This window comes from Aromatoleum aromaticum EbN1, from assembly GCF_000025965.1.
In the GTDB taxonomy this organism is placed as follows: Bacteria; Pseudomonadota; Gammaproteobacteria; order Burkholderiales; family Rhodocyclaceae; genus Aromatoleum; species Aromatoleum aromaticum.
Genome location: NC_006513.1, coordinates 667,678 through 691,929 on the forward strand (window position 1 = coordinate 667,678; position 24,252 = coordinate 691,929).

Sequence of the window (24,252 nt, forward strand, 5' to 3'; positions counted from 1 at the left end):
CTCGGCCGGCGGCGCATGGGGTAAAATGCGCCCTCTTCCCCGAACACCCTCTCCATCCATGCAGTACGCCGGTTTTACCCTGCGCAACAATCTTTTCGTCGCCCCGATGGCGGGCGTGACCGATCGGCCGTTCCGCCAACTGTGCAAGAAGCTCGGCGCAGGCGTCGCGGTCAGCGAAATGGTCACGTCGAACTCGCTGCTCTATGGCAGCGCGAAAACCCGTCGCCGCGCCGAGCACGCCGGCGAGGCCGATCCGATCTCGGTGCAGATCGCCGGCGCCGATCCGGCGATGATGGCCGACGCCGCGCGCTACAACGCCGACAACGGCGCACAGATCATCGACATCAACATGGGCTGCCCGGCGAAGAAAGTCTGCAACGTCATGGCAGGCTCCGCGCTGATGCAGGATGAGCCGCTCGTCGCCCGCATCCTCGAAGCGGTCGTCGCCGCGGTGCCCGGCACCCCGGTGACACTGAAGTTCCGCACCGGCTGGAACCGCGACAATCGCAACGCGCCGACGATCGCCCGCATTGCCGAAGCATCGGGCATCCGCGCGGTCGCGATCCATGGCCGCACGCGCGCCGACCAATACACCGGCAACGCCGAGTACGACACGATCGCCGAAGTGAAATCCCTCGTGAAGATCCCGGTGATCGCCAACGGCGACATCACGACGCCCGAGAAAGCCCGCTACGTGCTCGACTACACCGGTGCCGACGGCGTGATGATCGGCCGCGCCGCGCAGGGCCGACCGTGGATTTTCCGCGAAATCGAGCATTACCTCGCGACCGGCACGCTGCTGCCGCCGCCGCTCGTCGCCGAGATCCTCCAGGTATGCCGCGAGCACCTGGGCGACCTGTACGCGTTCTATGGAGAGGAAACCGGAGTCAGGATCGCGCGCAAGCACATCTCCTGGTACACGAAGGGCCTCGTCGGCTCGGCGGCTTTCCGCCGCACGATGAACCAGCTGTCGGATGTACGCGAACAACTCGAGGCGGTTGACGACTTCTTCGGCCGCCTCGCCGAGCAGGACGCCCGCCTGCGCTACGAAGAACTTCCGCAGGAACTCGCAGCATGACCCGCTCGAACGAGATCGCCGAATCGATCCACCGCACTCTTGACCAGTACTTCCGCGACCTGGACGGCGAGAAGCCGGCCGCAATTTATGACATGGTGATTCGCAACGTCGAGCGCCCGATGCTCGAATTCGTGCTTCGCCAAGCCAATGGCAACCAGACCGTCGCCGCCGAGATGCTCGGCATCAACCGCAACACGCTGCGCCGCAAGCTGACGGAATACGAACTGCTGTAGCGCATCCCGACCCTCACTCCCCGCGCGGCGGAATCACCGCGTCGCCCACCCTATTTTTTCTTGCGATCCTCACGATGAAAGTCTCCCAAGCCCTGATCAGCGTCTCCGACAAGCGCGGTGTCCTCGAATTTGCCCGGTCGCTCGATGCGCTCGGCGTCAAGCTGCTGTCGACCGGCGGCACCGCCGCGATGCTGCGCCAGGCCGGCCTGCCGGTCACCGACGTGTCCGAACACACCGGTTTCCCGGAAATGCTCGACGGCCGCGTCAAGACGCTGCACCCGAAAGTGCACGGCGGCATCCTTGCGCGTCGTGACCTGCCGGAACACATGGAGACGATCGCCGCGCACGGCATCTCGCGCATCGACCTCGTCGTCGTGAACCTCTATCCGTTCGCCGAAACCGTCGCCCGGCCCGACTGCACGCTCGAGGACGCGATCGAGAACATCGACATCGGCGGCCCGACGATGGTGCGCGCGGCAGCCAAGAACCACGGCAACCAAGCGGGCGGCGTCGGCATCGTCACCGACCCGGAAGACTATGCGTCGATCATCGCCGAGCTGAGCTCGGGCGACGGCGCGCTGAGCTACAGGACGCGCTTCGCGCTCGCGGTAAAAGCCTTCACGCATACTGCCCGCTACGACGCGACGATTTCCAATTACCTGACGGCGCTGAGTTTCGACGATGCCGGAGCGGCCACGCGACAGGCCTACCCGGAACGCTTCCAGCTCGCGTTCGACAAGGTCCAGGACCTGCGCTACGGCGAGAACCCGCACCAGTCCGCAGCCTTCTACCGCGAGCCGTCGGCCCCTGAAGGCGTGATCGCGGCGTACCGGCAGTTGCAGGGCAAGGAACTGTCTTACAACAACATCGCCGACGCCGATGCGGCATGGGAATGCGTGAAAGTCTTCGACGTCGAAGCCGGCCGCGTCGCGTGCGTCATCGTCAAGCACGCGAACCCGTGCGGCGTCGCGCTCGCCGAAACCCCGCAGGCCGCTTACCGCAAGGCTTTCTCGACCGATCCGACGTCGGCCTTCGGCGGCATCATCGCGTTCAACTGCGAAGTCGACCGTGCCGCTGCCGAAGCCGTCGCAGCGCAGTTCCTCGAAGTGCTGATCGCACCGTCGTACAGCGCCGACGCGCTCGCGGTGCTCGCCGCGAAGCAGAACGTGCGGGTGCTGACCTGCGGGCTCGGCAAGCCGTCCGGCGCCCTCGACCTGAAGCGGGTCGGCGGCGGGCTGCTGGTGCAAAGCGCCGACGAGGCGCGCATCGCGGTCGCCGATCTCAGGATCGTCACGCGGCGCGCGCCGACCGAACAGGAACTCGGCGACCTGCTGTTCGCGTGGCGGGTCGCAAAATACGTCAAATCGAACGCGATCGTGTATTGCCGTGACGGCATGACGGTCGGTGTCGGCGCAGGTCAGATGAGCCGCGTCGATTCGGCTCGCATCGCCGCGATCAAGGCCGAGAATGCCGGGCTGACGGTGCACGGCTCGGTCGTCGCTTCCGACGCGTTCTTCCCGTTCCGCGACGGACTCGACGTGCTCGCCCAGGCCGGCGCGACGGCAGTGATCCAGCCCGGCGGCTCGATGCGCGACAGCGAAGTGATCGCGGCGGCCGACGAACAGGGCGTGGCGATGGTGTTCACCGGTTTCCGTCATTTCCGGCATTGAGAGCGGCACAGGAAAACTCATGAAAGTTCTCGTCATCGGCTCCGGCGGCCGCGAACACGCGCTGGCCTGGAGACTCGCCCAGTCGCCCAAAGTCACACGCGTGCTGGTTGCCCCGGGCAATCCGGGCACCGCGCGCGAACCGCTGCTCGAGAACGTCGCAGTCACTGCGATCCCGGACCTCGTCGAACTCGCACGCGCCGAGCAGGTGCAATTCACCGTCGTCGGGCCGGAAGCACCGCTTGCGGCCGGCATCGTCGACGCCTTTCGCGCCGCCGGCCTGCCGATCTTCGGCCCGACGAGAGGCGCGGCGCAGCTCGAAAGCTCGAAGGATTTCGCCAAGCGCTTCATGGCCCGGCACAACATCCCCACGGCGAAGCACGCGACTTTCTCCGACCCGTCCGCGGCACACGACTATGTCGAGACCGAAGGAGCGCCGATCGTCATCAAGGCCGACGGCCTGGCTGCCGGCAAGGGCGTCGTGGTCGCCGCGACGCTTGCCGAAGCCCACGCCGCGATCGACATGATGCTGAACGGCAACCAGACCGGCGTGCAGTACGACGAAGCCGGCGCGCGGGTCGTCATCGAGGAGTTCATGGCGGGCGAGGAAGCAAGCTTCATCGTCATGGCCGACGGCAAGCATGCGCTGGCACTGGCGACGAGCCAGGACCACAAGCGCCTGCGGGACAAGGACGAAGGCCCCAACACTGGAGGCATGGGCGCCTATTCGCCGGCGCCGGTCGTGACGCCCGAAATCCACGCTCGCGTGATGCGCGAGATCATCCTGCCGACTCTTGCCGGGATGAGCGCCGACGGGCTGTCCTATACCGGCTTTCTGTACGCCGGCCTGATGATCGACGAAGCGGGCCAGCCGCGCGTCGTTGAGTTCAACTGCCGCATGGGCGACCCGGAAACCCAGCCGATCATGATGCGCCTGAAGACCGACCTGTCCGATCTCGTCGAAGCGGCGATCGGCGGGCGGCTCGACCAGGTCGAAGCCGAATGGGACCGCCGGGTCGCGCTCGGCGTCGTGCTCGCCGCCGAAGGCTATCCGGAGGCGCCGCGCAAGGGCGACGTGGTGTCCGGGTTTCCGGCCACCGAGAGCGAGGATGTGCACGTTTTCCACGCGGGCACTGCGGAGCTGGACGGGCAGGTCGTGACCGCCGGCGGGCGCGTGCTGTGCGTCACCGCGCTCGGCGACAACATCCGCAGCGCGCAGAAGCGCGCCTACGAGATCGCCGACGGGATCATCTTCGAAGGACGCCAGTACCGCCGCGACATCGGCCACCGCGCCATTGCCAGAAAAGGCTGAACGATGGGCGCGCCCGATTCGCGCGTCGTCAGGCAACACCTGCTCGACCTGCAAAGCGGCATCGTCGCCGTGCTCGAACGCTTCGACGGCGGCCGCTTCCGCGAGGATGCGTGGCAGCGCCCGGCAGGCGGCGGAGGCATCACGCGCGTCATCGAGGAAGGCCGTTTCTTCGAACGGGGCGGAGTCAATTTCTCGCACGTGATCGGCGGTGCGATGCCGGCGTCGGCGACTGCCCATCGCCCCGATCTCGCGGGCCGCACGTTCGAGGCGATGGGCGTGTCGCTCGTGCTGCATCCGCGCAACCCATACTGTCCGACAGTGCACATGAACGTGCGTTTCTTCATCGCGTCCCACCCGGAGGCTGCCGTTCCGCCGCCTGCCGCAGCGCCGGTCTGGTGGTTCGGCGGAGGGATGGACCTGACGCCCTATTATCCGTATGAGGAAGACGTGCGCAATTTCCACCGCGCCTGCCGGGCCGCAGTGCTGCCGTGGGGCGGGGAGCCGGAATACCGTCGCCTCAAGGAATGGTGCGACCGATACTTTTTCCTCAAGCACCGCAACGAACCACGCGGTGTCGGGGGGCTGTTCTTCGACGATCTGGGCGCCGACGGCAAGACCGACTTCGATGCCGCATTCGGGCTCGCGCGCAGCGTCGGCGACGCATTCCTCGACGCCTATCTGCCGATCATCGAGCGGCGGCGCGACGTCGCATACGGCGAACGCGAACGCGACTTCCAGGCCTACCGCCGCGGCCGCTACGTCGAATTCAACCTGGTGTTCGACCGCGGCACACTGTTCGGCCTGCAGTCGGGCGGACGCACCGAATCGATCCTGATGTCGCTGCCGCCAGTGGTCAAATGGCGCTACGACTGGCAGCCGGAGCCGGGCAGCGCCGAGGCGCGTCTATACGACGAGTTTCTCGCCCCGCGCGACTGGTGATGACTGCCTCGCGGGGCAACGAGGCCACTCAGGAGGCCGCTCAGGCAGCCGAATGTTCGGCTGCTGCTGCGCGATAGTGAGTGTGCGCCTCTTCGGCCCGCTCGAGACGCTCGAACAGATGCGCGAGCGCGAGGTGGGTTTCGATCGTTGGCGCAAGGTTCAGCGACGCCTCGAGGTAACTCTGCGCCTTGCCCCACAGCTGCGCCGCCAGGCATAACCTGCCGAGCGCATACAGCAGGTCCGCATCCTTCGGGTGTTTGCGCAGCCACCCTTCGCCACGCGCGAGGCAGCCAGCCGCATCGCCGTTTGCACACTGGGCGTACAGCCGCGCCAACCCCCCGTCCCACTCGGTGTCGAGCATGCGTTCAACGGTCTTGCGCACCAGCGCTCCCTGTCCCGCGGCGGCAAGATAGGGAACGGCTTCCTCGACCATGTGCCGGTCACCCAGTTCGGCCGCGGGAATGCTGCGCCAGTACGCCGCGAGCGCCTCGCCGTCGCGGGCCAGTTCGCGTATCCGTTCGACGTGCGCGCGGCGCACTACCGGTTGCGCCTGCTCGTCCGTCAGGGCCTTGTGCTTGCGCAGCTGCCGTGCGAGGCGCAGGACTTCTTCCCAGTGCCCCAGCGCCGAAGCCACTTTCAGCGACAGGCGCAGCGCGGCGATGTGCCGATGCCCGGACAGACGCAGATTTTCGAGCCGTTCGGCGGCTTCCTCGAAGCGCCGCCCTTCGATCGCGAGTTCGGCTTCGGTCATCAGGCGTGCAACCCGGACTTCTTCTTCCTGCTCCGCAGCCCGCCCGATCCAGATCCGGTAGCGGGTGTCATCGTGCATGCCGTGCGCCGCACGCGCCGCGACCAGTGCCGCCATCGAGCGGCTTTCCCCGGCGTCGAAAGCCTTGCCGGAAAGCTTCAACGCCTGCGCAAAGCGGCCTTCGAAAAGGGCCCGCAAGCCCTCGCGCAGCGCTCGGCCGGCCTTGTCCTTGCGCCGGCGCTCGCGAAACACGCCGACCCGTCCCGGCAGCGCGATCGTTTTCCCGACCAGTCGGAGCACCACGTAGCCGATGAAAAATGTCGCGAGCAGCGCGACGATGAGAAGATTCAGTGACAGCTGGGCACGCCACGGCGGCAGCACGACGAGCACGTAGCCGGTATTGACGCTCGCGAGCATCGCCACCCCGGCAGCGAGAGCGAACAAGGCGATGAGCCAGAGCAGGGTACGCATCCCGGGCCTCTCCTCAACGCTCGCCGGCGCCCGGCCCCTGCTCGCGCGCAGGCGGAGCAGGCGGCGACGGGATCGTGGGAGCGGAAACCGCCTCATCGTGCGAACGGCGGGCACCGGAAGCGGCACCACCCGCGGGCGCCGGTGCTCCGTTGATCGGCCGCCGGCTCTCGGCCGAGCGTGCCTGCAGCATTCGCAGTGCGCCGAGGCTTTCGGTCGGCGTCGGCTGCTCGACCTTGACCGGCAATGCCTGCAGCGCCGCGAGTTCGGCGAGCGTTTCCTGGACGGCCGGGTCGCGCTGGTCGAAAAAGCGTTCGATCCAGCCCTGCGCCTGCGCCAGATCGGCGGCGAAAGTCCGGCCGTCGCGCGCGAGCAGCGCGAGCCGCGCGGTCAGCAGGCGAATCTTGAGATTCTCGCGCAGGTAGGTGCTTTGCGCCGGCGCCAGCAGCACGGGTTCCGACTGGTCGAGACGCTCGATTCGCACCAGCGTCAGCATTTCGCGCCAGATGTCGCGCGCCAGTCCGGTGATGAAATCGATCACCGACGGCTCGGTCGAAGCACCTTCCGGCGCGCTCGCCCCCGCGTTGCGGGCGGCAGCAGGATCGTCGAGTTGCCCGGCGAAAGCCAGCGGCAGCGTGTCGACACGCTCGAGCAGCATCTCCAGGCGCAGCGCGATGCCGGGCACATCGACTTGCGGCGCAGTCTGGAGCCGCTCGATGTCACGCACCAGCGCGCGCCGCAGGGCCTGGAACTGGCCACGGTCCTGCGCCGCGAGCCGCGCTTCGGCCCCCTGCAACGCGATCAGCGCGGCTTCGGGGTTGCCGGCCAGCTGCAGTTGCTGCGCGGCGATGCCGATCGCCTGCTCCGTCTCGGCGACGATCCGGTCGTCCCGCGTGCGCGAAAACTCCTGGTAGAGATTCTCGAGCGCGGCGGCCTGCCCTTCGGTGGCCGCGACGTGCGCCTCGAGCGCGCCGATCTTGCCCTGCAGCGACGCGATCGACTCCTGCTGCTGGCGCGCCGATCCCCGCGCTTCGGCGAGCGCGGAATCGCTTGCCGCCAGGCGCTGGGCGACTTCCTCGCGAATCTCGATGGCGCCAGAGCGCAGCTCGTATACCTGCCAGGCGGCGAGCCCGGCGGCGGCGAGCGCGACCAGCGCCACGGCAGTCGCGACGCCGCCGCCACGCTTCGAGGAGGAAGCCGCCGGAGTGGAGGACGAGGTGGATGGCGCCGATCCGGATGGAGTATCGGAACGCGGAGGCTGGGAAAGCGCTGGGATTTCTTCTTTCATGCCGAGAGTTTAACCGAGGTCGCTAGAAATGAGATTCGAGTGCGCGAATGAGCCCTTCGTCGCCGGGGCCGGTTTCGACGACACGCACGAAGCCGGCTGCGCGCGCGTGCGCCGCAATTCTCGAGTGCGGCGCGAAGATCGGCACCGGGCACAGCAGGCGCAGGCCCTCGGCGCCGACGATGGCGACGAGCTTCGCGACACCTTCGCTGCTGGTGAGCGTGATCGCGTCGAGTGCGCCGCGCCGCGCGAGGTCGAGCAGCGGGGCCGGATCCTGGTCGGGCTGGAAGCGGCGATAGCAGCTCACGTATTCGACGTCGGCGCCGTGTTCGCGCAAGGTTTCGCCGAGCAGGTCGCGACCGCCGTCGCCGCGGAAGATCACGATCCGCCGGCCACGCACCGCTTCGGGCCGGAATTCCGGAAGGGCGAGCACGGACTCGCTGTCGAAACCACTCGCCGGCGCGACGACGGAGCGAAAACCGAACGCCGCGAGCGCCCGCTCGCTCCCCTTGCCGACAGTCGCGACCACCACTCGCTGCGGCCAGGCGCGCCGCGCGAGGATCGGCGTGAGCGCGTGCTGCACGGCGTTCGGACTGACGAAAAACGCGAGATCGAACTGATCGAGCCGGGTGGCTATGTCGTCGAGTCGTGCGCCATCGACGGCGCCGATCGCGAGCACCGGAAAGCACACCGGAATGCCGCCGCGTGCAGCGATCGCCTCGCACAGGCTGTCGGCCTGCCCCACCGGGCGAGTGACTGCGACGTGACGTCCGCAGAGCGTATTGCGCGTCATCGACAAGCCTGTGCCGTCCGGACCGGGCTCACCCCAGCCGCGCGAGGATGTCTTCGGCCCCTTGCGCGCGCAAGTCGTCGGCCAGTGCGAGGCCGAGCCCTTCGGCATCGGCGGCATCGCCTTCGCGTTCGGCGCGGACCATGCGGCTGCCATCGGGCAGCGCGACGAAACCGCGCAGCCACAGCCGGCCGGCGCGGATCTCGGCGTAGGCGCCGAGCGGCACTTCGCAGCTGCCCGCGAGCGCGCGCGCGACGGCGCGCTCGGCGCGCACGCACGCGGAAGTGTCGGCATCGTTCAACGGCGCGAGCCAGGCCGCGATGTCGGTGCGCTTCGCCAGGCATTCGATGCCGAGCGCGCCCTGCCCGGCCGCCGGCAGCGACACCTCGGACGGCAGTTCGGCACGGATGCGGTCGGCAAGCCCTAAGCGCCGCAGTCCGGCGGCGGCGAGAATGATCGCGTCGTACTGCCCCTCGTCGAGCTTGCGCAGGCGCGTGTCGAGGTTGCCGCGCAGGCTCGTGACCGCCAGGAACGGGAACTGCGCATGCAGCTGCGATTCGCGGCGCAGCGATGACGTGCCGACGACCGTGCCCGGCGGCATGTCGGCGAGGCTCGCGTAGCGCGGCGACACAAACGCGTCGAGCGGCACTTCGCGCGCCGAGATGCACGGCAGCGCGAACGGTTCGGCCAGCTGCATCGGCACGTCCTTCATCGAATGCACCGCGATGTCGGCGCGCTCCTCGAGCAGCGCGGCTTCGAGTTCCTTGACGAACAGCCCCTTGCCGCCGACCTTCGCGAGCGGACGGTCGAGGATCTGGTCGCCGCGCGTGGTCATGCCGAGCAGCTCGACGCGACAGCCCGGGTAGAGCGCCTCGAGCCGAGCCTTGACGTGTTCGGCCTGCCACAGTGCTAGACGGCTTTCGCGAGTGGCGATTACGAGGCGTTCGGGGGCGGGAAAGTCAGGGGTAGCGCTCACGGTGGGCAGACTCGTCACGGAGGAATGGATCGGTGCCGCTCGCAGCAAAGGGTTGCCGCAATGCAACATCAGGGTTGGCGCCAATGGCGCACGGGCTGGGCGGCATTCTAGCATGGGTGCAAATTGCGCCTTTCGTGCCCCGGCGGGCGCAAGTCCCCATCACGTCAGCCGGCGAGCCAACCGGCCGCTCCCACAACGTAGCCACCCACACCCGGAACAGACCATGACTGAAGACAAGGACGCCCCGCTGCGCGAAGACATCCGGCTGCTCGGCCGCGTGCTGGGCGACACCGTGCGCGACCAGCACGGCGAAGCGGCATTCGCCCTCATCGAGCGCATCCGCCAGACTTCGGTGCGCTTCCGCCGCGACGATGACAACGCGGCACGGCTCGAACTCGAAGGCATCCTCGACGCGCTGTCGCGCGAACAGACGATCGAAGTCGTGCGCGCGTTCAGCTATTTCTCGCACCTGTCGAACATCGCCGAGGACCAGCATCACATCCGCCGCAGCCGCGCGCACCTGATCGCCGGCTCGGCGCCGCGCGAAGGCAGCGTCGCGCACGCGCTCGTGCGCGCACTGGCGAGCGGCTTGCCGCCGGCCCGGCTCGCGGCGTTCTTCGACACCGCGCTGATCTCGCCGGTGCTGACTGCGCATCCGACCGAAGTCCAGCGCAAGAGCATCCTCAACTGCGAGACCGACATCGCCCACCTGCTCGATGCACGCGACCGCATGACGCTGACTCCCGAAGAGCGCCAGGAAAGCGACGAGGCGCTGCGCCGCACGGTGCTGACGCTGTGGCAGACGCGCATGCTGCGCCCGGCGAAGCTGTCGGTCGTCGATGAAGTCGCGAACGGCCTGTCGTATTTCGACGCGACTTTCCTGCGTGAGCTGCCGCACCTCTATGCGAACCTCGAAGACCAGCTCGTGAGCCGCGACCCGGCGCTCGCCGGCCTCGAACTGCCGGCGTTCCTGCAGGTCGGCAGCTGGATCGGCGGCGATCGCGACGGCAATCCTTTCGTCACTGCCGACGTGCTTGAACGCACGCTCGCGATGCAGGCAGGGGCCGTGCTCGGCTTCTATCTCGACGAACTGCACGCCCTCGGCGCGCGCCTGTCGCTCGCGCTCGGGCTGGTCACCGCATCCGATGCGCTGCTCGCACTGGCCGCCCGCTCGCCCGACCATTCTCCCCACCGCAACGACGAACCCTACCGCCGCGCGATCTCCGGCATCTATGCGCGGCTCGCAGCGACGCACCACGCGCTGCTCGGCACCGAACCGCCGCGCCACCCGGTGGCAGTGGCCGAACCGTATGCCGCCGTCGCCGAACTCGCCGACGATCTCGATGTCATTCACCGCTCGCTCGTCGCGAACGGCTCGGCGGCGCTCGCGCGCGGGCAGCTGCGCCGGCTGCGGCGGGCGGTGCGCGTGTTCGGCTTTCACCTCGCGCCGATCGACCTGCGCCAGAATTCCGAGGTGCATGAGCGCGTCGTCGCCGAACTCCTTGCGACCGCCAGAACCGGTACCGACTACGCGACGCTCGACGAGGCGGCGCGCGTCGAACTGCTGATCGAGGAACTCGCGACACCGCGTCCGCTCGCATCGCCTCACGTGCGCTATTCAGACGAGACCGAAGGCGAGCTCGCGATCTTCCGCACTGCGCGCGCGGCTCACCGGCGCTACGGGGGGCCGGCGATCCCGAACTGCATCATCTCGAAGACCGACGACGTCTCCGATCTGCTCGAACTCGCGCTGCTGCTGAAGGAGGCGGGCCTGCTGAGGCCGCACGAACGGGCGCTGGACGTCAATATCGTCCCGCTGTTCGAGACGATCGAAGATCTCGCGAACGCGCCGTCGGTGATGGACCGCCTGTTCGCGCTGCCCGGATACATGAACCTGCTCGCTGCCTCCCGCGACCGCACCCACGAAGTCATGCTCGGCTATTCCGACAGCAACAAGGACGGCGGCTTCCTGACGTCGGGCTGGGCGCTCTACAAGGCCGAGATCGGCCTGATCGAGGTGTTCGCGCGGCACGGCATCCGTCTGCGCCTGTTCCACGGCCGGGGCGGTTCGGTCGGACGGGGCGGCGGCCCGAGCTACGAGGCGATCCTCGCGCAACCCGGCGGCGCGGTGCAGGGGCAGATCCGGCTCACCGAGCAGGGCGAAGTGATCGCGGCGAAATATGGCAACCCGGAAGTCGGCCGGCGCAACCTCGAAGTCATCGTCGCCGCGACGCTCGAAGCGAGCCTGCTCGCCGATCGCGCTCCCGCGCCGCGCGTCGAGTTCCTCGACACGATGCAGGCGCTGTCGGACGTCGCGTTCGCTGCGTACCGCGGGCTGGTCTACGACACCGAAGGGTTCGAACGCTATTTCTGGGAATCGACCGTGATCTCGGAGATCGCCGAGCTGAACATCGGCTCGCGGCCCGCGTCGCGCAAGAAAGGCACGCGCATCGAGGATCTGCGCGCGATCCCCTGGGTGTTCAGCTGGTCGCAGTGCCGCCTGATGCTGCCGGGCTGGTTCGGCTTCGGCAGCGCAGTCAAAACCTGGCTCGCAGCCCACGCTGACGACGGCATCGCCCGCCTGCAGGCGATGCATCGGGAATGGTCGTTCTTCGCCGCGCTGCTGTCGAACATGGACATGGTGCTGGCGAAGACCGATCTGGCGATCGCGTCACGCTACGCCGGGCTCGTCAAGGACGTCAACTTGCGCGATGCGATCTTCGAGCGCATCCGCAACGAATGGCACGACACCGTCGACGCGCTGCTCGCGATCACCGGCCAGCGCGAGCTCCTCGACGGCAACCCGCTGCTCAAGCGCTCGATCCGCAACCGCTTCCCCTACCTCGATCCGCTCAACCACGTACAGGTCGAGCTGCTGCGCCGCCATCGCGAGACGCATGACGACGCGCGCATCCGGCTCGGGATCCACATCTCGATCAACGGCATCGCGGCCGGTTTGCGCAACAGCGGCTAATGAAGTCGGGGCGTCAGCGAGTGAGAGTCAGAACCCGAGCGTGTGCCGGACCACCGGCCACTGGCGCCGGCTGATCGGCAGGCGTTCGGCCAGGCCGGCGAGCACGACGTCCCAGTGCGGCTCGCCGTCGTCCTCGCCCGCGCGCTCGACGCCCGTCACCGCCCCGCGCGCGACGAGGCAGTTGCGATGGATGCGGACGAAGCGATCGCGGAACTCCTGTTCGAGCTGGACCAGCGACTCGTCGAGCAGGAACTCGCGCCCCGCGGTGCGCGCAGTGACGTATTTGAGTTCCGCGCGCAGAAACAGCACGTCGGCGAGCGGCACCAGCACGATGCGCCCGCGCTCATTGACGCTGAAATGGCGCCTTGCGCCGCGCGAAAGGCCGGCCAGCAGCGTGTCGGTAGCGGGCGAACGCCAGCGTGCGCGCGCGAGCGCTTCGGCAAGCCGCGCTGCGCGCACCGGCTTCAGCAGGTAATCGGTCGCTGCCAGCTCGAACGCCTGCACCGCGTATTCATCGTATGCCGTTGTGAAGATCACAGCGGGGGGGCACTCGAGACGGCCGAGGTGGCGCGCGAGTTCCACCCCGTCCATGACCGGCATGCGGATGTCGGCGAGCACGACGTCGGTGGCCAGGTCTTCGATCAGGCGCAACGCTTCGAGCCCGTTAGCCGCCACGCCGACGACGCGCGTCGGCTGCGTGTCCGCGATGTCGTCGAGCAGGTCCTTGAGGCGTGCGCGGGCAGGCTCCTCGTCGTCAACAATGACGACTCGCAGAGCAGCGTCGGTCATGCAGGAATTCTCGGTTGTGGCGACGCCGGGAAAGCCCGCGTCGCAAGCGCCCGGCGGAAGCCGGCGAAGCTTTTGCTTTATACTTTTCACCCCTTATATGCGACGGACGCGACGGACGAAACCTGCGCCGCCGCGGCATCGAACGATCCTCCCGGTCGGTTTTCCTTCCACGGACATTATGACAGACACCTCCTCCTCGCAGCCGGCCAAGGCGTGGTCCGGCCGTTTTTCCGAACCGGTCTCGGACCTCGTCAAGCGCTATACCGCCTCGGTGTCGTTCGACCAGCGCATGGCGCAGCAGGACATCCGCGGCTCGCTCGCGCACGCGAAGATGCTCGCTCGCCAAGGCATTATCGGCGCGACCGACCTCGCCGACATCGAGCGCGGCATGGTGCAGATCCGCGGCGAGATCGAGCGCGGCGAATTCGCGTGGAACCTCGACGACGAGGACGTCCACCTCAACATCGAGAAGCGCCTCACCGCGCTCGTCGGCAATCCCGGCAAGCGCCTGCACACCGGCCGCAGCCGCAACGACCAGGTCGCGACCGACATCCGCCTGTGGCTGCGCGACGCGATCGACCGGATCCTCGCGCTGATCGGCGAGTTCCAGAAGAACTTGCTCGATGTGGCCGAAGCGAACGCCGCGACGCCGATGCCCGGCTTCACGCACCTGCAGGTCGCCCAGCCGGTGACTTTCGGCCACCACCTGATGGCCTATTTTGAAATGAGCCGCCGCGACGCCGAGCGCTTCACAGACTGCCGCAAGCGCGTCAACCGCCTGCCGCTCGGAGCCGCCGCGCTCGCCGGCACAAGCTATCCGATCGACCGCGAGTTCGTCGCTCGCGAGCTGGGCTTCGATGAGGTCTGCCACAATTCGCTCGACGCCGTCAGCGACCGCGATTTCGCGATCGAATTCTGCGCCGCCTCGGCGCTGCTGATGACCCACCTGTCGCGCTTGTCCGAAGAGCTGATCCTGTGGATGAGCCCGCGCGTGGGTTTCATCGACCTTGCCGACCGCTTCTGCACCGGCAGCTCGATCATGCCGCAGAAGAAGAACCCCGACGTGCCCGAACTCGTGCGCGGCAAGACCGGGCGCGTCAATGGTAGCCTGATCGCGCTCTTGACGCTGATGAAAGGCCAGCCGCTCGCCTACAACAAGGACAACCAGGAAGACAAGGAGCCGCTGTTCGACACCGCCGACACGGTCATCGACACGCTGCGCATCTACGCCGACATGATCACCGGCATCCGCGTCAAGGCCGACGCGATGCGCGACGCGCTGAAGCAGGGCTACGCAACGGCGACCGACCTCGCCGACTATCTCGTCAAGAAAGGCCTGCCGTTTCGCGACGCACATGAAGCGGTTGCGCTCGCCGTGCGCGCAGCCGAGGCAAAAGGCTGCGACCTGCCGGACTTCAGCCTCGACGAGCTGCGCGCCTTCTCGCCGCTCGTCGGCGAAGACGTGTTCGCAGTGCTGACCGTCGAAGGCTCGCTGGCGTCGAGGGCGCATGTCGGGGGCACTGCGCCGGAACAGGTCCGCGCCGCGATCACGCGCGCGCGGGGCAAGAATGCTTGATTCCGTACGGGCCCTGTCGCCCCCCCACGCGCCGGAACGAAGAGGCGTGCTGACGGGACGAGTGCAGGAGCCGACGTCTGTATCGGCACACGGAGCACGAGCCGATTCCTGAAACCTGCCGCCTGTGGCCGCTGTCGGAGTTTTTTACAGCCGGCAGCTCGGCGACGAGAGGGTGGTCCGCGCCGGCCTTTTCGATCAGTGACTTGCAAAGATTTTTTCAGTCTCGGCGTGATATTTGCTATGGTTGAAAGGGGCTGAACTGACAGCGAAGCAGCCGCTGCGGCGATTTCACTGGCGGTTGCTGAAACAAGGGGTTCGAAATGACTCAGGCAAAGCAAGACAATGCGGACGAGCGGCGCCGACGCTTGCTTAAGGGCGCACTGGCGACGTCATCGGTGATGACTCTGGGTTATGGCGGACCGCTGGCGGCGGCATCCCTGAGTTGCATCGCCAAGATCGATGGCGGTTACCCGACTGGTACTAATCAGTTCTTCATCGGCGCCGCACCGCCAGCCACACCTGGAGGGGGCAACTGGGCGTGGAAAATGGTGGAGGTGAACCGATACCAGAGCAATGGCAACGGGGTGATAGACGGCTTCGAGGTGGACGGCAACGTGTATCGAGCCGATAATCCAGAGGTTCTCATTTCAGCTGCCATCCCGAAGCCAAACGGCAGCGGTGACTATCCGAAAAAGGCTTGGCTGCTGGTTTATTTCGATCCCGATGGCATTGAGGCCGGCACCTACCCGACTTACACCGTTCAAGGCGAGGGATTCACTCCTGCGGTCTCGTCGTGCCTGACCTCGATCAACCCCGGCATCGTGGCGAACTACGGTTTCGGAGGCTGACCGGATCGTACGATGCGCTTCCGCTATGGCCCCCGCGCATGGATGGATGCGCACTGCCCGTCGCTCGACGGGCAGTTTCTTTTTCTGGACCCCGTGTGGTGGGACACGCATTTGCTCAGCGAAGGGGCGGTCCAGGTGCTGCGTGAGGCAGCCTCCGCGATCGAGGCGTCACGCTTCGATGAATTTGTGCGCGAGATTCATGCCGCCGGCGGCTGGCCTCCAGGCCTCGAGCACCTCGCGCATTCCCTTGCGGGCCTCGGCCGTGGTCGCGACGAAGGCGCAGTTTGAGGCGCCTCGACTACCGCCTGCTCGATCTCGGCGCGGCCCGTATCGCGGTGACCTCACCGATATTGAAGTTCCAGGAGCAGCTCGATTTCATTTACGGCCGTCGCAGTGACAACGACGCGGGGTTTTTCGCTGACATTCGCGTTGCGCTGTGGCCGGGCCCCGCGTGGCGGCTGGGCCGACGGCAGGTGGCGCTTTGGTCCGAGGGGGTTCGCCCCTTCGAGCCCTATCCCCTGCACGGCGCGCTCCCGCTGTTCGAATGGGGCAGCAACTGGTTGCTCGCGCAGCGCCTCAACGCCTATCTGCTGCTTCATGCCGGCGTGCTGGCGCGGGGGGAGCATGCGCTGATCCTGCCGGCGGCCCCCGGCTCGGGCAAGAGTACGCTGACCTGTGCGCTCCACCTCGCCGGCTGGCGCTTTCTCTCGGATGAATTCGGCGTCGTCGACCCGGAATCCGGGCACGTACGGCCCCTGCTGAAGCCCGCTGCACTGAAGAATCGCTCAATCGACGTTATCGGTGGTCTGCCCGGAGCCGTGCTCGGCCCCGTATTCCCGAAAACGCGCAAAGGCGATGTCGCACACTTCGTGCCGAACCCGGCCAGCATCGCCGATCGCCACCGCACCGCCACACCGAGGTTAGTGATCTTCCCGCGCTATCGCGATGGCGCGCCGCTGCGCTCCAACACGCTGTCCACGGCCGAGGCGGCGATGCGCCTCGGCCTCAACAGTTTCAACTACCGCAGCCTCGGCCCGATCGGCTTTCATGCTGTCACACGGCTCGCCCGGTCGGTAAAAGCCTGCGAACTCGAATACGGGGACCTCGGGGCCGCCATCGACCACATCGAGCATTTGTTCGTGGCGGCGCCGTGAAACCGCGGCTGCCGACCGAACTCGAACTGTTGCTGCGGGGAATGCGCGAACCGCTTCACATTGACACAGCGCGATGGGAACATGTGCTCCGTCTCGCCCGCATGACCGGCTTGCACGGCCGCCTCGCCGCCTCAAACGACGGCAACAGCGACCTGCCCGAACCGGTGCGCCGACATTTGGTGTCGGCCAGCCGAATCGCCGCATTCAACGCCCGCATGCTGCTCGGCGAACTCGACGCGCTCGCTGCGCTGCTGCGCGACGTCACTTTTCCAGTCATTGCGCTGAAAGGCGGCGCCTACGCGTTGCAGGGGGGGATGGCGCGCGGCCGTTTTGCGTCGGATGTCGACCTTCTGGTGCCGAAAGCGCACTTGCGGCCGGTGGAACAGCGGCTACGCGCTGCGGGCTGGGTCGCTGCCCCGCTCGACGCCTATGACGAGCGCTATTACCGCGACTGGAGCCACGAGACGCTGCCGATGCGTTTTCCCGGCCGGGTGCTGGAGGTGGACCTGCATCATGCGATCACGCCGGTAACCGGCACCCTCCACTTCGACGCCCGCCCGCTGTTCGAGGCCAGCGTGCCAGTTCCCGACTCGGTGTTCCGGGTCCTGTGCCCCGAAGACCAGGTGCTGCATGCGTGCGTGCACTGCTTTCATGACGGCGACCTTGCCTTGCGAGTCCGCGAGATCGTCGACATTGACGCCCTGTTGCGCCGCTTTTTTCAACAGGAAGATTTCCCGGAGCGCCTTGTCGCCCGCGCTCAGGAGTTGGGGCTGCAGCGGCCTTTGTGGTACGGGCTGCATTTCGCGCAAGCGTGGCTCAACACACCGACCGCCCCAAGGGGGTTCGAGCGACTCGATTCCCCCGGCGCGACCTCGCAGCGTCTGATGGACTGGCTGGTGCCGCGCGCGTTACTGCCGTCGAATCCGGACTTCCCGCCCCCGACAGCCGTTCGCCTCGCTCGCGCGGCGATGCTCGCGCGTTATCACTGGCTTCGCATGCCCCTGCCGATGCTGTTCCCGCATCTCGCGCGCAAGACGGCATTGAGGATGCGGGCCCGACTGGTACAGCCGGCGGGACGGCCGGCACGAAAAAGCCCGCCGTGAGGCGCCGGCGGGCAATTCGATAAAGCCGGATCAACCTTGCTGCGTTGCTCCGGCGCTCTTCAGAACTTCCTGCAGCTCGCCGTTTTCATACATCTCGCGCATGATGTCGCAGCCCCCGACGAATTCACCGTTCACGTACAGCTGCGGGATCGTCGGCCAGTTGGCGAACTGCTTGATGCCGTTACGGATTTCGTCGTTCTCGAGAACGTTCACCGAGAAGAACTTCGGCACGCCGCTGTTCTTGAGGATCTGCACGGCGGTCGATGAGAAGCCGCACTGCGGGAACTGGGGCGTGCCCTTCATGTACAGGACGACGGGGTTCGTGGTGACCTGTTCGCGGATGACTTCCTGGGTGTCCATGGTCTATATCCTAAAAAGTTGAGTGTTTCAGTCGGGTAATTCTATGGATGGACGCCGCACGCGTCAATAGCCTCCGCACGCCGTGCGAGCGCGGGACTTGCCGCGATCAGCGACCGCGCCATTGCCCTCCCGACACCCGCTCGATGCCCGCCAGATCCTTCCAGGACGCGATCGACGAAAACCCGCCATCGGTCAGCAGCCCGCGCACCGCGGCAGCCTGGTCGAAGCCGTGTTCCATGAACAGCCAGCCACCGGGTTCGAGGTGACGTGGGGCCTGCGCGGCGATGGCCGCGAGGTCGTCGAGCCCGTCGGGGCCCGCGACAAGCGCGGTGCTCGGTTCGAAGCGCACGTCACCCTCGTCGAGATGCGGGTCGGCTGCCGCGATATAAGGCGGGTTCGCAACGATGAGTTGATAGTGGTCGTCGCCAAGCGAAGAAAACCAGTCGCCGAGCACAAAGGAAATGCTCGCCCGCAAGCGTGCCGCGTTCGCCATCGCGACCCACAGCGCCTCGCGCGACCGATCGACTGCGACGACATCGGCCTGCGGCAGCTCCAGCGCGAGGCTGATCGCGAGCGCGCCGCTCCCGGTACCGAGGTCGAGCACGCGCGTATGTGGCTTGTCGCCGAAATGCGCCAGCGCCAGTTCCACCAGCAGCTCGGTGTCGGGACGCGGAATCAGCACCGCCGGTGTCACGATGAACGGATGGCCGAAGAACTCCCGCTCGCCGGTCAGATAAGCCACCGGCTCACCCGCCTCGCGCCGCTCGACGAGCGAGCGGAATTCAGCCCACTCCGGGGCTTCGAGCCTGGCTTCCGGGTACGCCGCGAGGCGTGCCGCCGAGCACTGCAGCACGTGGCGCAGCAGAATGCGCGCATCGACGACCGCGATCCGCGCTCGTGCCCAGTTCAGCGCGCCGCCGATGTGGGGAGTCGCTTCGGCCATTTTCACGTCACCCGCCTCCCAGCGCCGCCAGCTGATCGGCCTGGTGCTCCCGCGTCAGCGCATCGACGAGCTCGTCCAGATCGCCCTGCATCACCGCATCGAGCTTGTAGAGCGTCAGGTTGATGCGATGATCCGTGACGCGCCCCTGCGGATAGTTGTATGTGCGGATGCGCTCGGACCGGTCGCCACTGCCGACCAGGCTCTTGCGCGTGGCGGCCTCGCGCGCCTGCTGCTCGCGCAATTGCCTGTCCTGGATGCGCGCGGCGAGCACCGACATCGCCTGCGCGCGGTTGCGATGCTGGGAACGATCGTCCTGGCACTCGACGACGATGCCGGTCGGAAGGTGCGTGATGCGTACTGCCGAATCGGTCTTGTTGATGTGCTGGCCGCCCGCGCCGCTGGCGCGGAACGTGTCGATGCGCAGGTCGGCGGGATTGATGTTCACCGCTTCGACTTCATCGGCCTCGGGCATCACCGCCACCGTGCAGGCGGAAGTATGGATGCGTCCCTGCGTTTCCGTCACCGGGATGCGCTGCACACGATGCCCGCCGGATTCGAACTTGAGCTTCGAATACGCCCCGGCGCCGGCGATGCGCAGGATCACTTCCTTGTAGCCGCCCAGATCCGATGGGCTCGACGACACGATCTCGACTTTCCAGCGCTGGCGTTCGGCATAGCGCGTATACATGCGCAGCAGGTCGCCGGCGAACAGCGAAGCTTCGTCCCCCCCGGTGCCGGCACGCACTTCGAGAAACAGGTTGCGCTCGTCGCTCGGGTCGCACGGCAGCAGCGCACACTGCAGTTCGGCCTCCAGCGCCTGCAGGCGCACCGCCCCCGTTTCGAGCTCGCTCTCGGCCAGCTCGCGCATCTCCGCGTCGGCCAGCATCGCGCGCGCGCTCTCGCAGTCGGCCTCGGCCTGGCGGTAAGCGCCGTACAAGGCGACAACCGGTTCGATCTCGGCGCGCTCGCGCCCGAGCGAACGGAATCCATCCATGTCACGCACGGCGTCCCCGGACGACAACTCGCGATCGAGTTCCGCCAGGCGGTGGGTCAGGAGTTCGAGCTTGTCGCGGATGCTCTGCTTCATGAAGGGCGGGATCGACTGGAAAACGAAACAGGTTGGGGGCCGACGACTAATCGGGGGAGTTGCTGAGGTTGAACAACTGCTGCACGAGCCGGCTCGCATCGGCCTGCTGCTCGCCTTCGGACTGATTGAGGTAACGGGTCGGACTATGCATCAGCTTGTTGATCAACCCATGACTGAGCGCATCGAGCACTTTCCGCGGGTCTTCGCCTTTTGCCAGCAGACGCGTTGCCCGCTCCAGTTCGACCGCGCGCACCGTCTCTGCGTGCTGGCGCAGCGCGCGAATCGTCGGCACCGCATCACGCGCCTGCATCCAGTGCAGGAAACCATTGACGCGCGAATCGATGATCTCCTCGGCTTCCAGCACGGCCTGCTGTCGCGACTCGAGACCCGCATCGACGATCTGCGCGAGATCATCGACGGTGTACAGGAAAACGTCGTCGAGCTCGCCGACTTCGGCTTCGATGTCGCGCGGCACCGCGAGATCGACCATCACGATCGGACGGTGGCGGCGCGCCTTGATGGCGCGTTCGACCATGCCCAAGCCGACGATCGGCAGCGGGCTGGCCGTACAGGACACCACGACGTCGAAATGCGGCAGCATCTCGCCGACCACGTCGAGCCGCATCACTTCGGCCCCGAAGCGATGCGCGACCAACTGCGCCCGCGCTTCGGTGCGGTTCGCGACCGCGATCCGCTTCGGGCACGCCCCGGCAAAATACGCGGCACACAGTTCGATCATCTCGCCGGCGCCGATGAAGAGCACGCGCTGGTCCGACATCCGCTCGAAAATGCGCTCGGAAAGATGCAGCGCCGCCGCCGCCATCGACACGATGTTCGCCCCGATCGCCGTCGTCGAGCGCACCTCCTTCGCGACGGCGAAAGTATTCTGGAACAGTTTGTGCAGCAGCGTGCCCATTGTCCCGGCTTCTTCGGCACGGCGGACGGCGTCCTTCACCTGGCCGAGGATCTGCGGCTCGCCGAGCACCATCGAGTCGAGCCCGCTCGCGACGCGGAAGACATGCCGAATCGCATCGCGTTGCGGATAGGTGTAGAGATACGGCGAGACTTCGCTCAACGGCATGTGATGAAAACGCGCCAGCCAGTCGGCAGCGTGCTGCGGTTGCTCGGTGGCGAAGTACAGTTCGGTGCGATTGCAGGTCGACAGGATTGCCGCCTCGCGGACCGTCCGCTCGTGCGTCAGATCATGCAGCGCGTCGTCCAACCGCTCGGGCTGAAACGCCACCTGCTCGCGAATCGTGAGCGGCGCCGTATGATGATTCAGGCCAAGAGCATAAAGTTGCATGCGCGATCGCAGGGGAGCGTAATGCCGCGAATTATAGCACTCCGCGAAACTGCGAAAGATTGAGCAAAATCAGGCAGTTCTGGCAGGCATTCAGCAGCCCGAAAGAAAACGGGCCGGCATTTGCCGACCCGTTTTCGTGTTCTGGTGGCCAGGGACGGAATCGAACCGCCGACACGCGGATTTTCAATCCGCTGCTCTACCAACTGAGCTACCTGGCCGGGAAAGCGCGCATTATAGCCGAATCGGGACCGTCGTCAATCACCTATGCAAAAATCGTTTCTGCCCTACGGCACGCAGGCTCCTCAGGTTACCGAAAATGACGGGAGGAAAGGCTGGGCCGGCGGGGTGACCAGCGAGCCGCGCGGGAACAGGACTTGTGCGGTCGTACCCGGACCTGCCGGGTTCGGATTCAGCGTCACCGTGGCGCGGTGCAGCTCGGCGATCTCCCGCACGATCGGCAACCCCAGGCCCGAGCCGTCCACGCCACTTCCAAGCACCCGATAGAAGCGTTCGAAGACGCGCTCGCGGTCCGCTTCCGGAATGCCGGTGCCGGTATCTTCGATCTCCAAAACGATCGCTCCCGCAACGCGGGTTCGCGCCGTGACGCTGCCGCCATGCGGGGTGTATTTGATCGCGTTGTCGAGCAGGTTCTTGATCAGTTCGCGCAGCAGCACCGGATTGCCCTCGATCGGCAACGGCCGCCCTGCATCCTCGACCCCCAGGTCGATTCCTTTCGCCTGGGCACGTGGATACAGCTCGAGCGCCACGTCGCGCACCATCGCATCGAGGTCCACCTGCTCCACCGCGTACAGTTTTTCGAAGCTCGCTTCCGCGCGGGCAAGCGAGAGCAGCTGGGTGATCAGATGACTTGCCCGGTCAGTACTGTCCGCGATGCGCTGCAACGACTCGCGCAGTTGCTCGGGGTCCGTTTCGAGCAGCGCGAGGTCGGTCTGCATCTTCAGGCCGGTCAGCGGCGTGCGCATCTGGTGGGCGGCGTCGGCGATGAAACGCTGCTGCGCCTGCAGGTTCTCTTCGAGGCGCGCCATCATGTCGTTGAATGCGACGATCACCGGCCGCACTTCCTCCGGAACGCTCGCCGCAGCGATCGGCGACAGGTCGGTCGGACGCCGGCGGCGGATCAGTCTCTGCAGCCGGTTCAACGGCGCAATACCGCGTGTCAGGCCAACCCATACGAGCACGACCGCGATCGGGATGATCGCGAACTGGGGCAGCAGCACGCCGGTCACGACGCGGGACGCAAGGTCGCTGCGCTTGTTGCGCGTCTCGGCCACCTGCACCAGCACCAGCGGGCTGGCGGGTTCAGGCCAGGCGCGCAGAAACTGGTAGGCGATGCGCACCTCTTCGCCGTGAATCACGTCGTCGCGGTACAGCACCTCCTCCGCGACCACGGTCGCCGGCGGCAAGACCGAGGAAATTTCACGGTCTCCGGTGACGACTTCGCCGCTGCTGTCGGCGACCTGGTAATAGACGGTGTCGTCCTGGTCGGCGCGAAACAGCGCCCGCGGCGGCGCAGGAAAATGCACCGCGATATTCCCGCCTTCGATCGACACGAGGCGCCCGAGCGCCCGCACGCTGTCGGCCATCGCCCGATCGTAGGGCTGGTTCGCGAGATTGTCGGCGACGTTGTGCGTGACGATGATGGAGATCGGCCACAGGAACAGCAGTGGCGCGAGCATCCAGTCGAGGATCTCGCCGAACAGCGAGTTCGGCTGCGCCGGAGGCCGATTCGCTGCCGCCGTCTTGTCAGGCTTTCGCCGTCTGGACCGCATCCGGGTTTTCCAGGCAGTAGCCGAGTCCGCGCACGGTGACGATGCGTACACCGCTGTCTTCGAGCTTCTTGCGCAGCCGGTGGACGTAGACCTCGATCGCATTGCTCGAGACCTCTTCCCCCCAGCCGCACAGGTGATCCACGATCTGGTCCTTGCTCACGAGTCGCCCGACCCGCAGGGCGAAGACTTCGAGCAGGCCGACTTCCCGCGCCGACAATTCGACGACCTGCCCGTTGATCTTCGCCACTCGATCAGCCTGGTCGTACGAAAGGCTGCCGATTTCGATGCAGCGCGGCTGCCCGGTGCCGCGTCGCGTCAGCGCCCGGACACGCGCCTCCAGTTCCGGCAGCGCGAAAGGTTTCGTCAGGTAGTCGTCCGCCCCGGCATCGAGCCCTCGCACACGCTCCTCGACCCCGTCCTGGGCAGTGAGGATCAGCACCGGCAGCGCCGATTTGCGCGCGCGCAGGCGTTTCAGGACGTCAATCCCGGGGAGCTTCGGCAGGCCGAGGTCGAGAATCAGCAGATCGTATGTCTGGGTGGCCAGCGCGGTATCCGCCTCGCTGCCGGAAGCGACGTGATCGACGGCGTAACCGCTGCGCTTGAGGGCCCGTCCGAGGCCGTTGGCAATGACTTGGTCATCTTCAGCAAGAAGGATCCGCATGGAAATATGGATGTAAGTTGTCCGTAAGCGGGCACGCCTAGTCTTGCGTCCGCTGTTCTCCTATTACCGGCCCGGGGAATGTGGATGCCTTTCGGCGCGCACATTCCGGGGAGCGCCCGTTCACACAAACGGCGCTCCCTGCCCTTTTTTCCTGACGACCAATCAATT

The 24,252-nt window shown here is 66.7% G+C and carries 22 protein-coding genes and 1 tRNA gene; 11 read left to right on the forward strand and 12 right to left on the reverse strand.

Annotated features, from left to right (window positions below):
* Nucleotides 1–58 precede the first annotated feature (58 nt).
* The 5 genes from dusB to hemF all read left to right on the forward strand — a co-directional run bounded on the left by dusB (nt 59) and on the right by hemF (nt 5,229).
* Nucleotides 59–1,078, forward strand: a complete 1,020-nt coding sequence (gene dusB / locus EBN1_RS03135; RefSeq protein WP_041645642.1) for a tRNA dihydrouridine synthase DusB — start codon at nt 59–61, stop codon at nt 1,076–1,078.
* A complete protein-coding gene (locus EBN1_RS03140; RefSeq protein WP_041645644.1) occupies nt 1,075–1,311 on the forward strand; it encodes a helix-turn-helix domain-containing protein in 237 nt (78 codons plus the stop codon). Before dusB ends, EBN1_RS03140 begins: the two co-directional genes overlap by 4 nt.
* Nucleotides 1,312–1,385: 74 nt before the next feature.
* Nucleotides 1,386–2,981: a bifunctional phosphoribosylaminoimidazolecarboxamide formyltransferase/IMP cyclohydrolase gene (gene purH, locus EBN1_RS03145; RefSeq protein WP_011236459.1), complete on the forward strand. Its 1,596-nt coding sequence runs from the start codon at nt 1,386–1,388 to the stop codon at nt 2,979–2,981.
* Between the two features lie 19 nt (nt 2,982–3,000).
* A complete protein-coding gene (gene purD, locus EBN1_RS03150; RefSeq protein ID WP_011236460.1) occupies nt 3,001–4,290 on the forward strand; it encodes a phosphoribosylamine--glycine ligase in 1,290 nt (429 codons plus the stop codon).
* Nucleotides 4,291–4,293: 3 nt separating this feature from the next.
* Entirely contained in the window at nt 4,294–5,229 is a 936-nt protein-coding gene (gene hemF / locus EBN1_RS03155) for an oxygen-dependent coproporphyrinogen oxidase (protein ID WP_011236461.1), read from the forward strand.
* A gap of 40 nt (nt 5,230–5,269) precedes the next feature.
* On the opposite strand, the gene EBN1_RS03160 is transcribed toward hemF, so the two are convergent.
* From EBN1_RS03160 to hemC, 4 genes are all read right to left on the reverse strand, one after another.
* On the reverse strand, nt 5,270–6,448 hold the full coding sequence (locus tag EBN1_RS03160; protein ID WP_011236462.1) for a heme biosynthesis HemY N-terminal domain-containing protein: 1,179 nt from the start codon (nt 6,446–6,448) through the stop codon (nt 5,270–5,272).
* A 13-nt stretch (nt 6,449–6,461) separates the two neighbouring features.
* On the reverse strand, nt 6,462–7,604 hold the full coding sequence (locus EBN1_RS03165; protein WP_241762797.1) for a uroporphyrinogen-III C-methyltransferase: 1,143 nt from the start codon (nt 7,602–7,604) through the stop codon (nt 6,462–6,464).
* A gap of 151 nt (nt 7,605–7,755) precedes the next feature.
* Nucleotides 7,756–8,523, reverse strand: a complete 768-nt coding sequence (locus EBN1_RS03170) for a uroporphyrinogen-III synthase (RefSeq protein WP_049780160.1) — start codon at nt 8,521–8,523, stop codon at nt 7,756–7,758.
* Between the two features lie 28 nt (nt 8,524–8,551).
* Nucleotides 8,552–9,496: a hydroxymethylbilane synthase gene (hemC, locus tag EBN1_RS03175; protein ID WP_011236465.1), complete on the reverse strand. Its 945-nt coding sequence runs from the start codon at nt 9,494–9,496 to the stop codon at nt 8,552–8,554.
* A 223-nt stretch (nt 9,497–9,719) separates the two neighbouring features.
* Here hemC and ppc point away from each other — a divergent pair, with 223 nt between their 5' ends.
* The gene (gene ppc / locus EBN1_RS03180; RefSeq protein WP_041645647.1) at nt 9,720–12,470 is read left to right on the forward strand and encodes a phosphoenolpyruvate carboxylase; all 2,751 of its coding nucleotides are present in this window, start codon (nt 9,720–9,722) and stop codon (nt 12,468–12,470) included.
* 27 nt (nt 12,471–12,497) lie between these two features.
* Here ppc and EBN1_RS03185 read toward each other — a convergent pair whose 3' ends face one another.
* The gene (locus tag EBN1_RS03185) at nt 12,498–13,259 is read right to left on the reverse strand and encodes a LytR/AlgR family response regulator transcription factor (RefSeq protein WP_011236467.1); all 762 of its coding nucleotides are present in this window, start codon (nt 13,257–13,259) and stop codon (nt 12,498–12,500) included.
* Between the two features lie 178 nt (nt 13,260–13,437).
* Between EBN1_RS03185 and argH the strand changes: the two genes are divergently transcribed.
* The 5 genes from argH (at nt 13,438) to EBN1_RS03210 (ending at nt 17,940) form a co-directional block, all read left to right on the forward strand.
* Nucleotides 13,438–14,835: an argininosuccinate lyase gene (gene argH / locus EBN1_RS03190; protein ID WP_011236468.1), complete on the forward strand. Its 1,398-nt coding sequence runs from the start codon at nt 13,438–13,440 to the stop codon at nt 14,833–14,835.
* Nucleotides 14,836–15,155: 320 nt separating this feature from the next.
* On the forward strand, nt 15,156–15,683 hold the full coding sequence (locus tag EBN1_RS03195) for a hypothetical protein (RefSeq protein ID WP_011236469.1): 528 nt from the start codon (nt 15,156–15,158) through the stop codon (nt 15,681–15,683).
* Nucleotides 15,684–15,695: 12 nt separating this feature from the next.
* Nucleotides 15,696–15,971: a hypothetical protein gene (locus EBN1_RS03200; RefSeq protein ID WP_041645652.1), complete on the forward strand. Its 276-nt coding sequence runs from the start codon at nt 15,696–15,698 to the stop codon at nt 15,969–15,971.
* Nucleotides 15,968–16,837 carry an HprK-related kinase A gene (locus EBN1_RS03205; RefSeq protein WP_011236470.1) on the forward strand — a complete coding sequence of 290 codons (870 nt, stop codon included), beginning with the start codon at nt 15,968–15,970 and terminating at the stop codon, nt 16,835–16,837. Before EBN1_RS03200 ends, EBN1_RS03205 begins: the two co-directional genes overlap by 4 nt.
* On the forward strand, nt 16,834–17,940 hold the full coding sequence (locus EBN1_RS03210) for a nucleotidyltransferase domain-containing protein (RefSeq protein WP_011236471.1): 1,107 nt from the start codon (nt 16,834–16,836) through the stop codon (nt 17,938–17,940). Before EBN1_RS03205 ends, EBN1_RS03210 begins: the two co-directional genes overlap by 4 nt.
* Nucleotides 17,941–17,970: 30 nt before the next feature.
* Here EBN1_RS03210 and grxD read toward each other — a convergent pair whose 3' ends face one another.
* The 7 genes from grxD to EBN1_RS03245 form a co-directional block, all read right to left on the reverse strand.
* On the reverse strand, nt 17,971–18,300 hold the full coding sequence (gene grxD / locus EBN1_RS03215; protein WP_011236472.1) for a Grx4 family monothiol glutaredoxin: 330 nt from the start codon (nt 18,298–18,300) through the stop codon (nt 17,971–17,973).
* Nucleotides 18,301–18,406: 106 nt separating this feature from the next.
* Nucleotides 18,407–19,243 carry a peptide chain release factor N(5)-glutamine methyltransferase gene (prmC, locus tag EBN1_RS03220; RefSeq protein WP_041646882.1) on the reverse strand — a complete coding sequence of 279 codons (837 nt, stop codon included), beginning with the start codon at nt 19,241–19,243 and terminating at the stop codon, nt 18,407–18,409.
* A 7-nt stretch (nt 19,244–19,250) separates the two neighbouring features.
* Nucleotides 19,251–20,330, reverse strand: coding sequence for a peptide chain release factor 1 (prfA, locus tag EBN1_RS03225; RefSeq protein WP_011236474.1), 1,080 nt, complete (start codon nt 20,328–20,330; stop codon nt 19,251–19,253).
* A gap of 46 nt (nt 20,331–20,376) precedes the next feature.
* The gene (hemA, locus tag EBN1_RS03230; RefSeq protein WP_011236475.1) at nt 20,377–21,633 is read right to left on the reverse strand and encodes a glutamyl-tRNA reductase; all 1,257 of its coding nucleotides are present in this window, start codon (nt 21,631–21,633) and stop codon (nt 20,377–20,379) included.
* Nucleotides 21,634–21,775: 142 nt separating this feature from the next.
* Nucleotides 21,776–21,851, reverse strand: a tRNA-Phe gene (locus EBN1_RS03235).
* 84 nt (nt 21,852–21,935) lie between these two features.
* Nucleotides 21,936–23,423 carry a sensor histidine kinase gene (locus EBN1_RS03240; protein WP_041645654.1) on the reverse strand — a complete coding sequence of 496 codons (1,488 nt, stop codon included), beginning with the start codon at nt 23,421–23,423 and terminating at the stop codon, nt 21,936–21,938.
* Complete coding sequence (locus EBN1_RS03245; RefSeq protein ID WP_011236477.1) at nt 23,398–24,084, reverse strand: response regulator transcription factor; 687 nt, start codon at nt 24,082–24,084, stop codon at nt 23,398–23,400. The genes EBN1_RS03240 and EBN1_RS03245 overlap by 26 nt, the downstream gene beginning before the upstream one ends.
* Nucleotides 24,085–24,252: the final 168 nt, after the last annotated feature.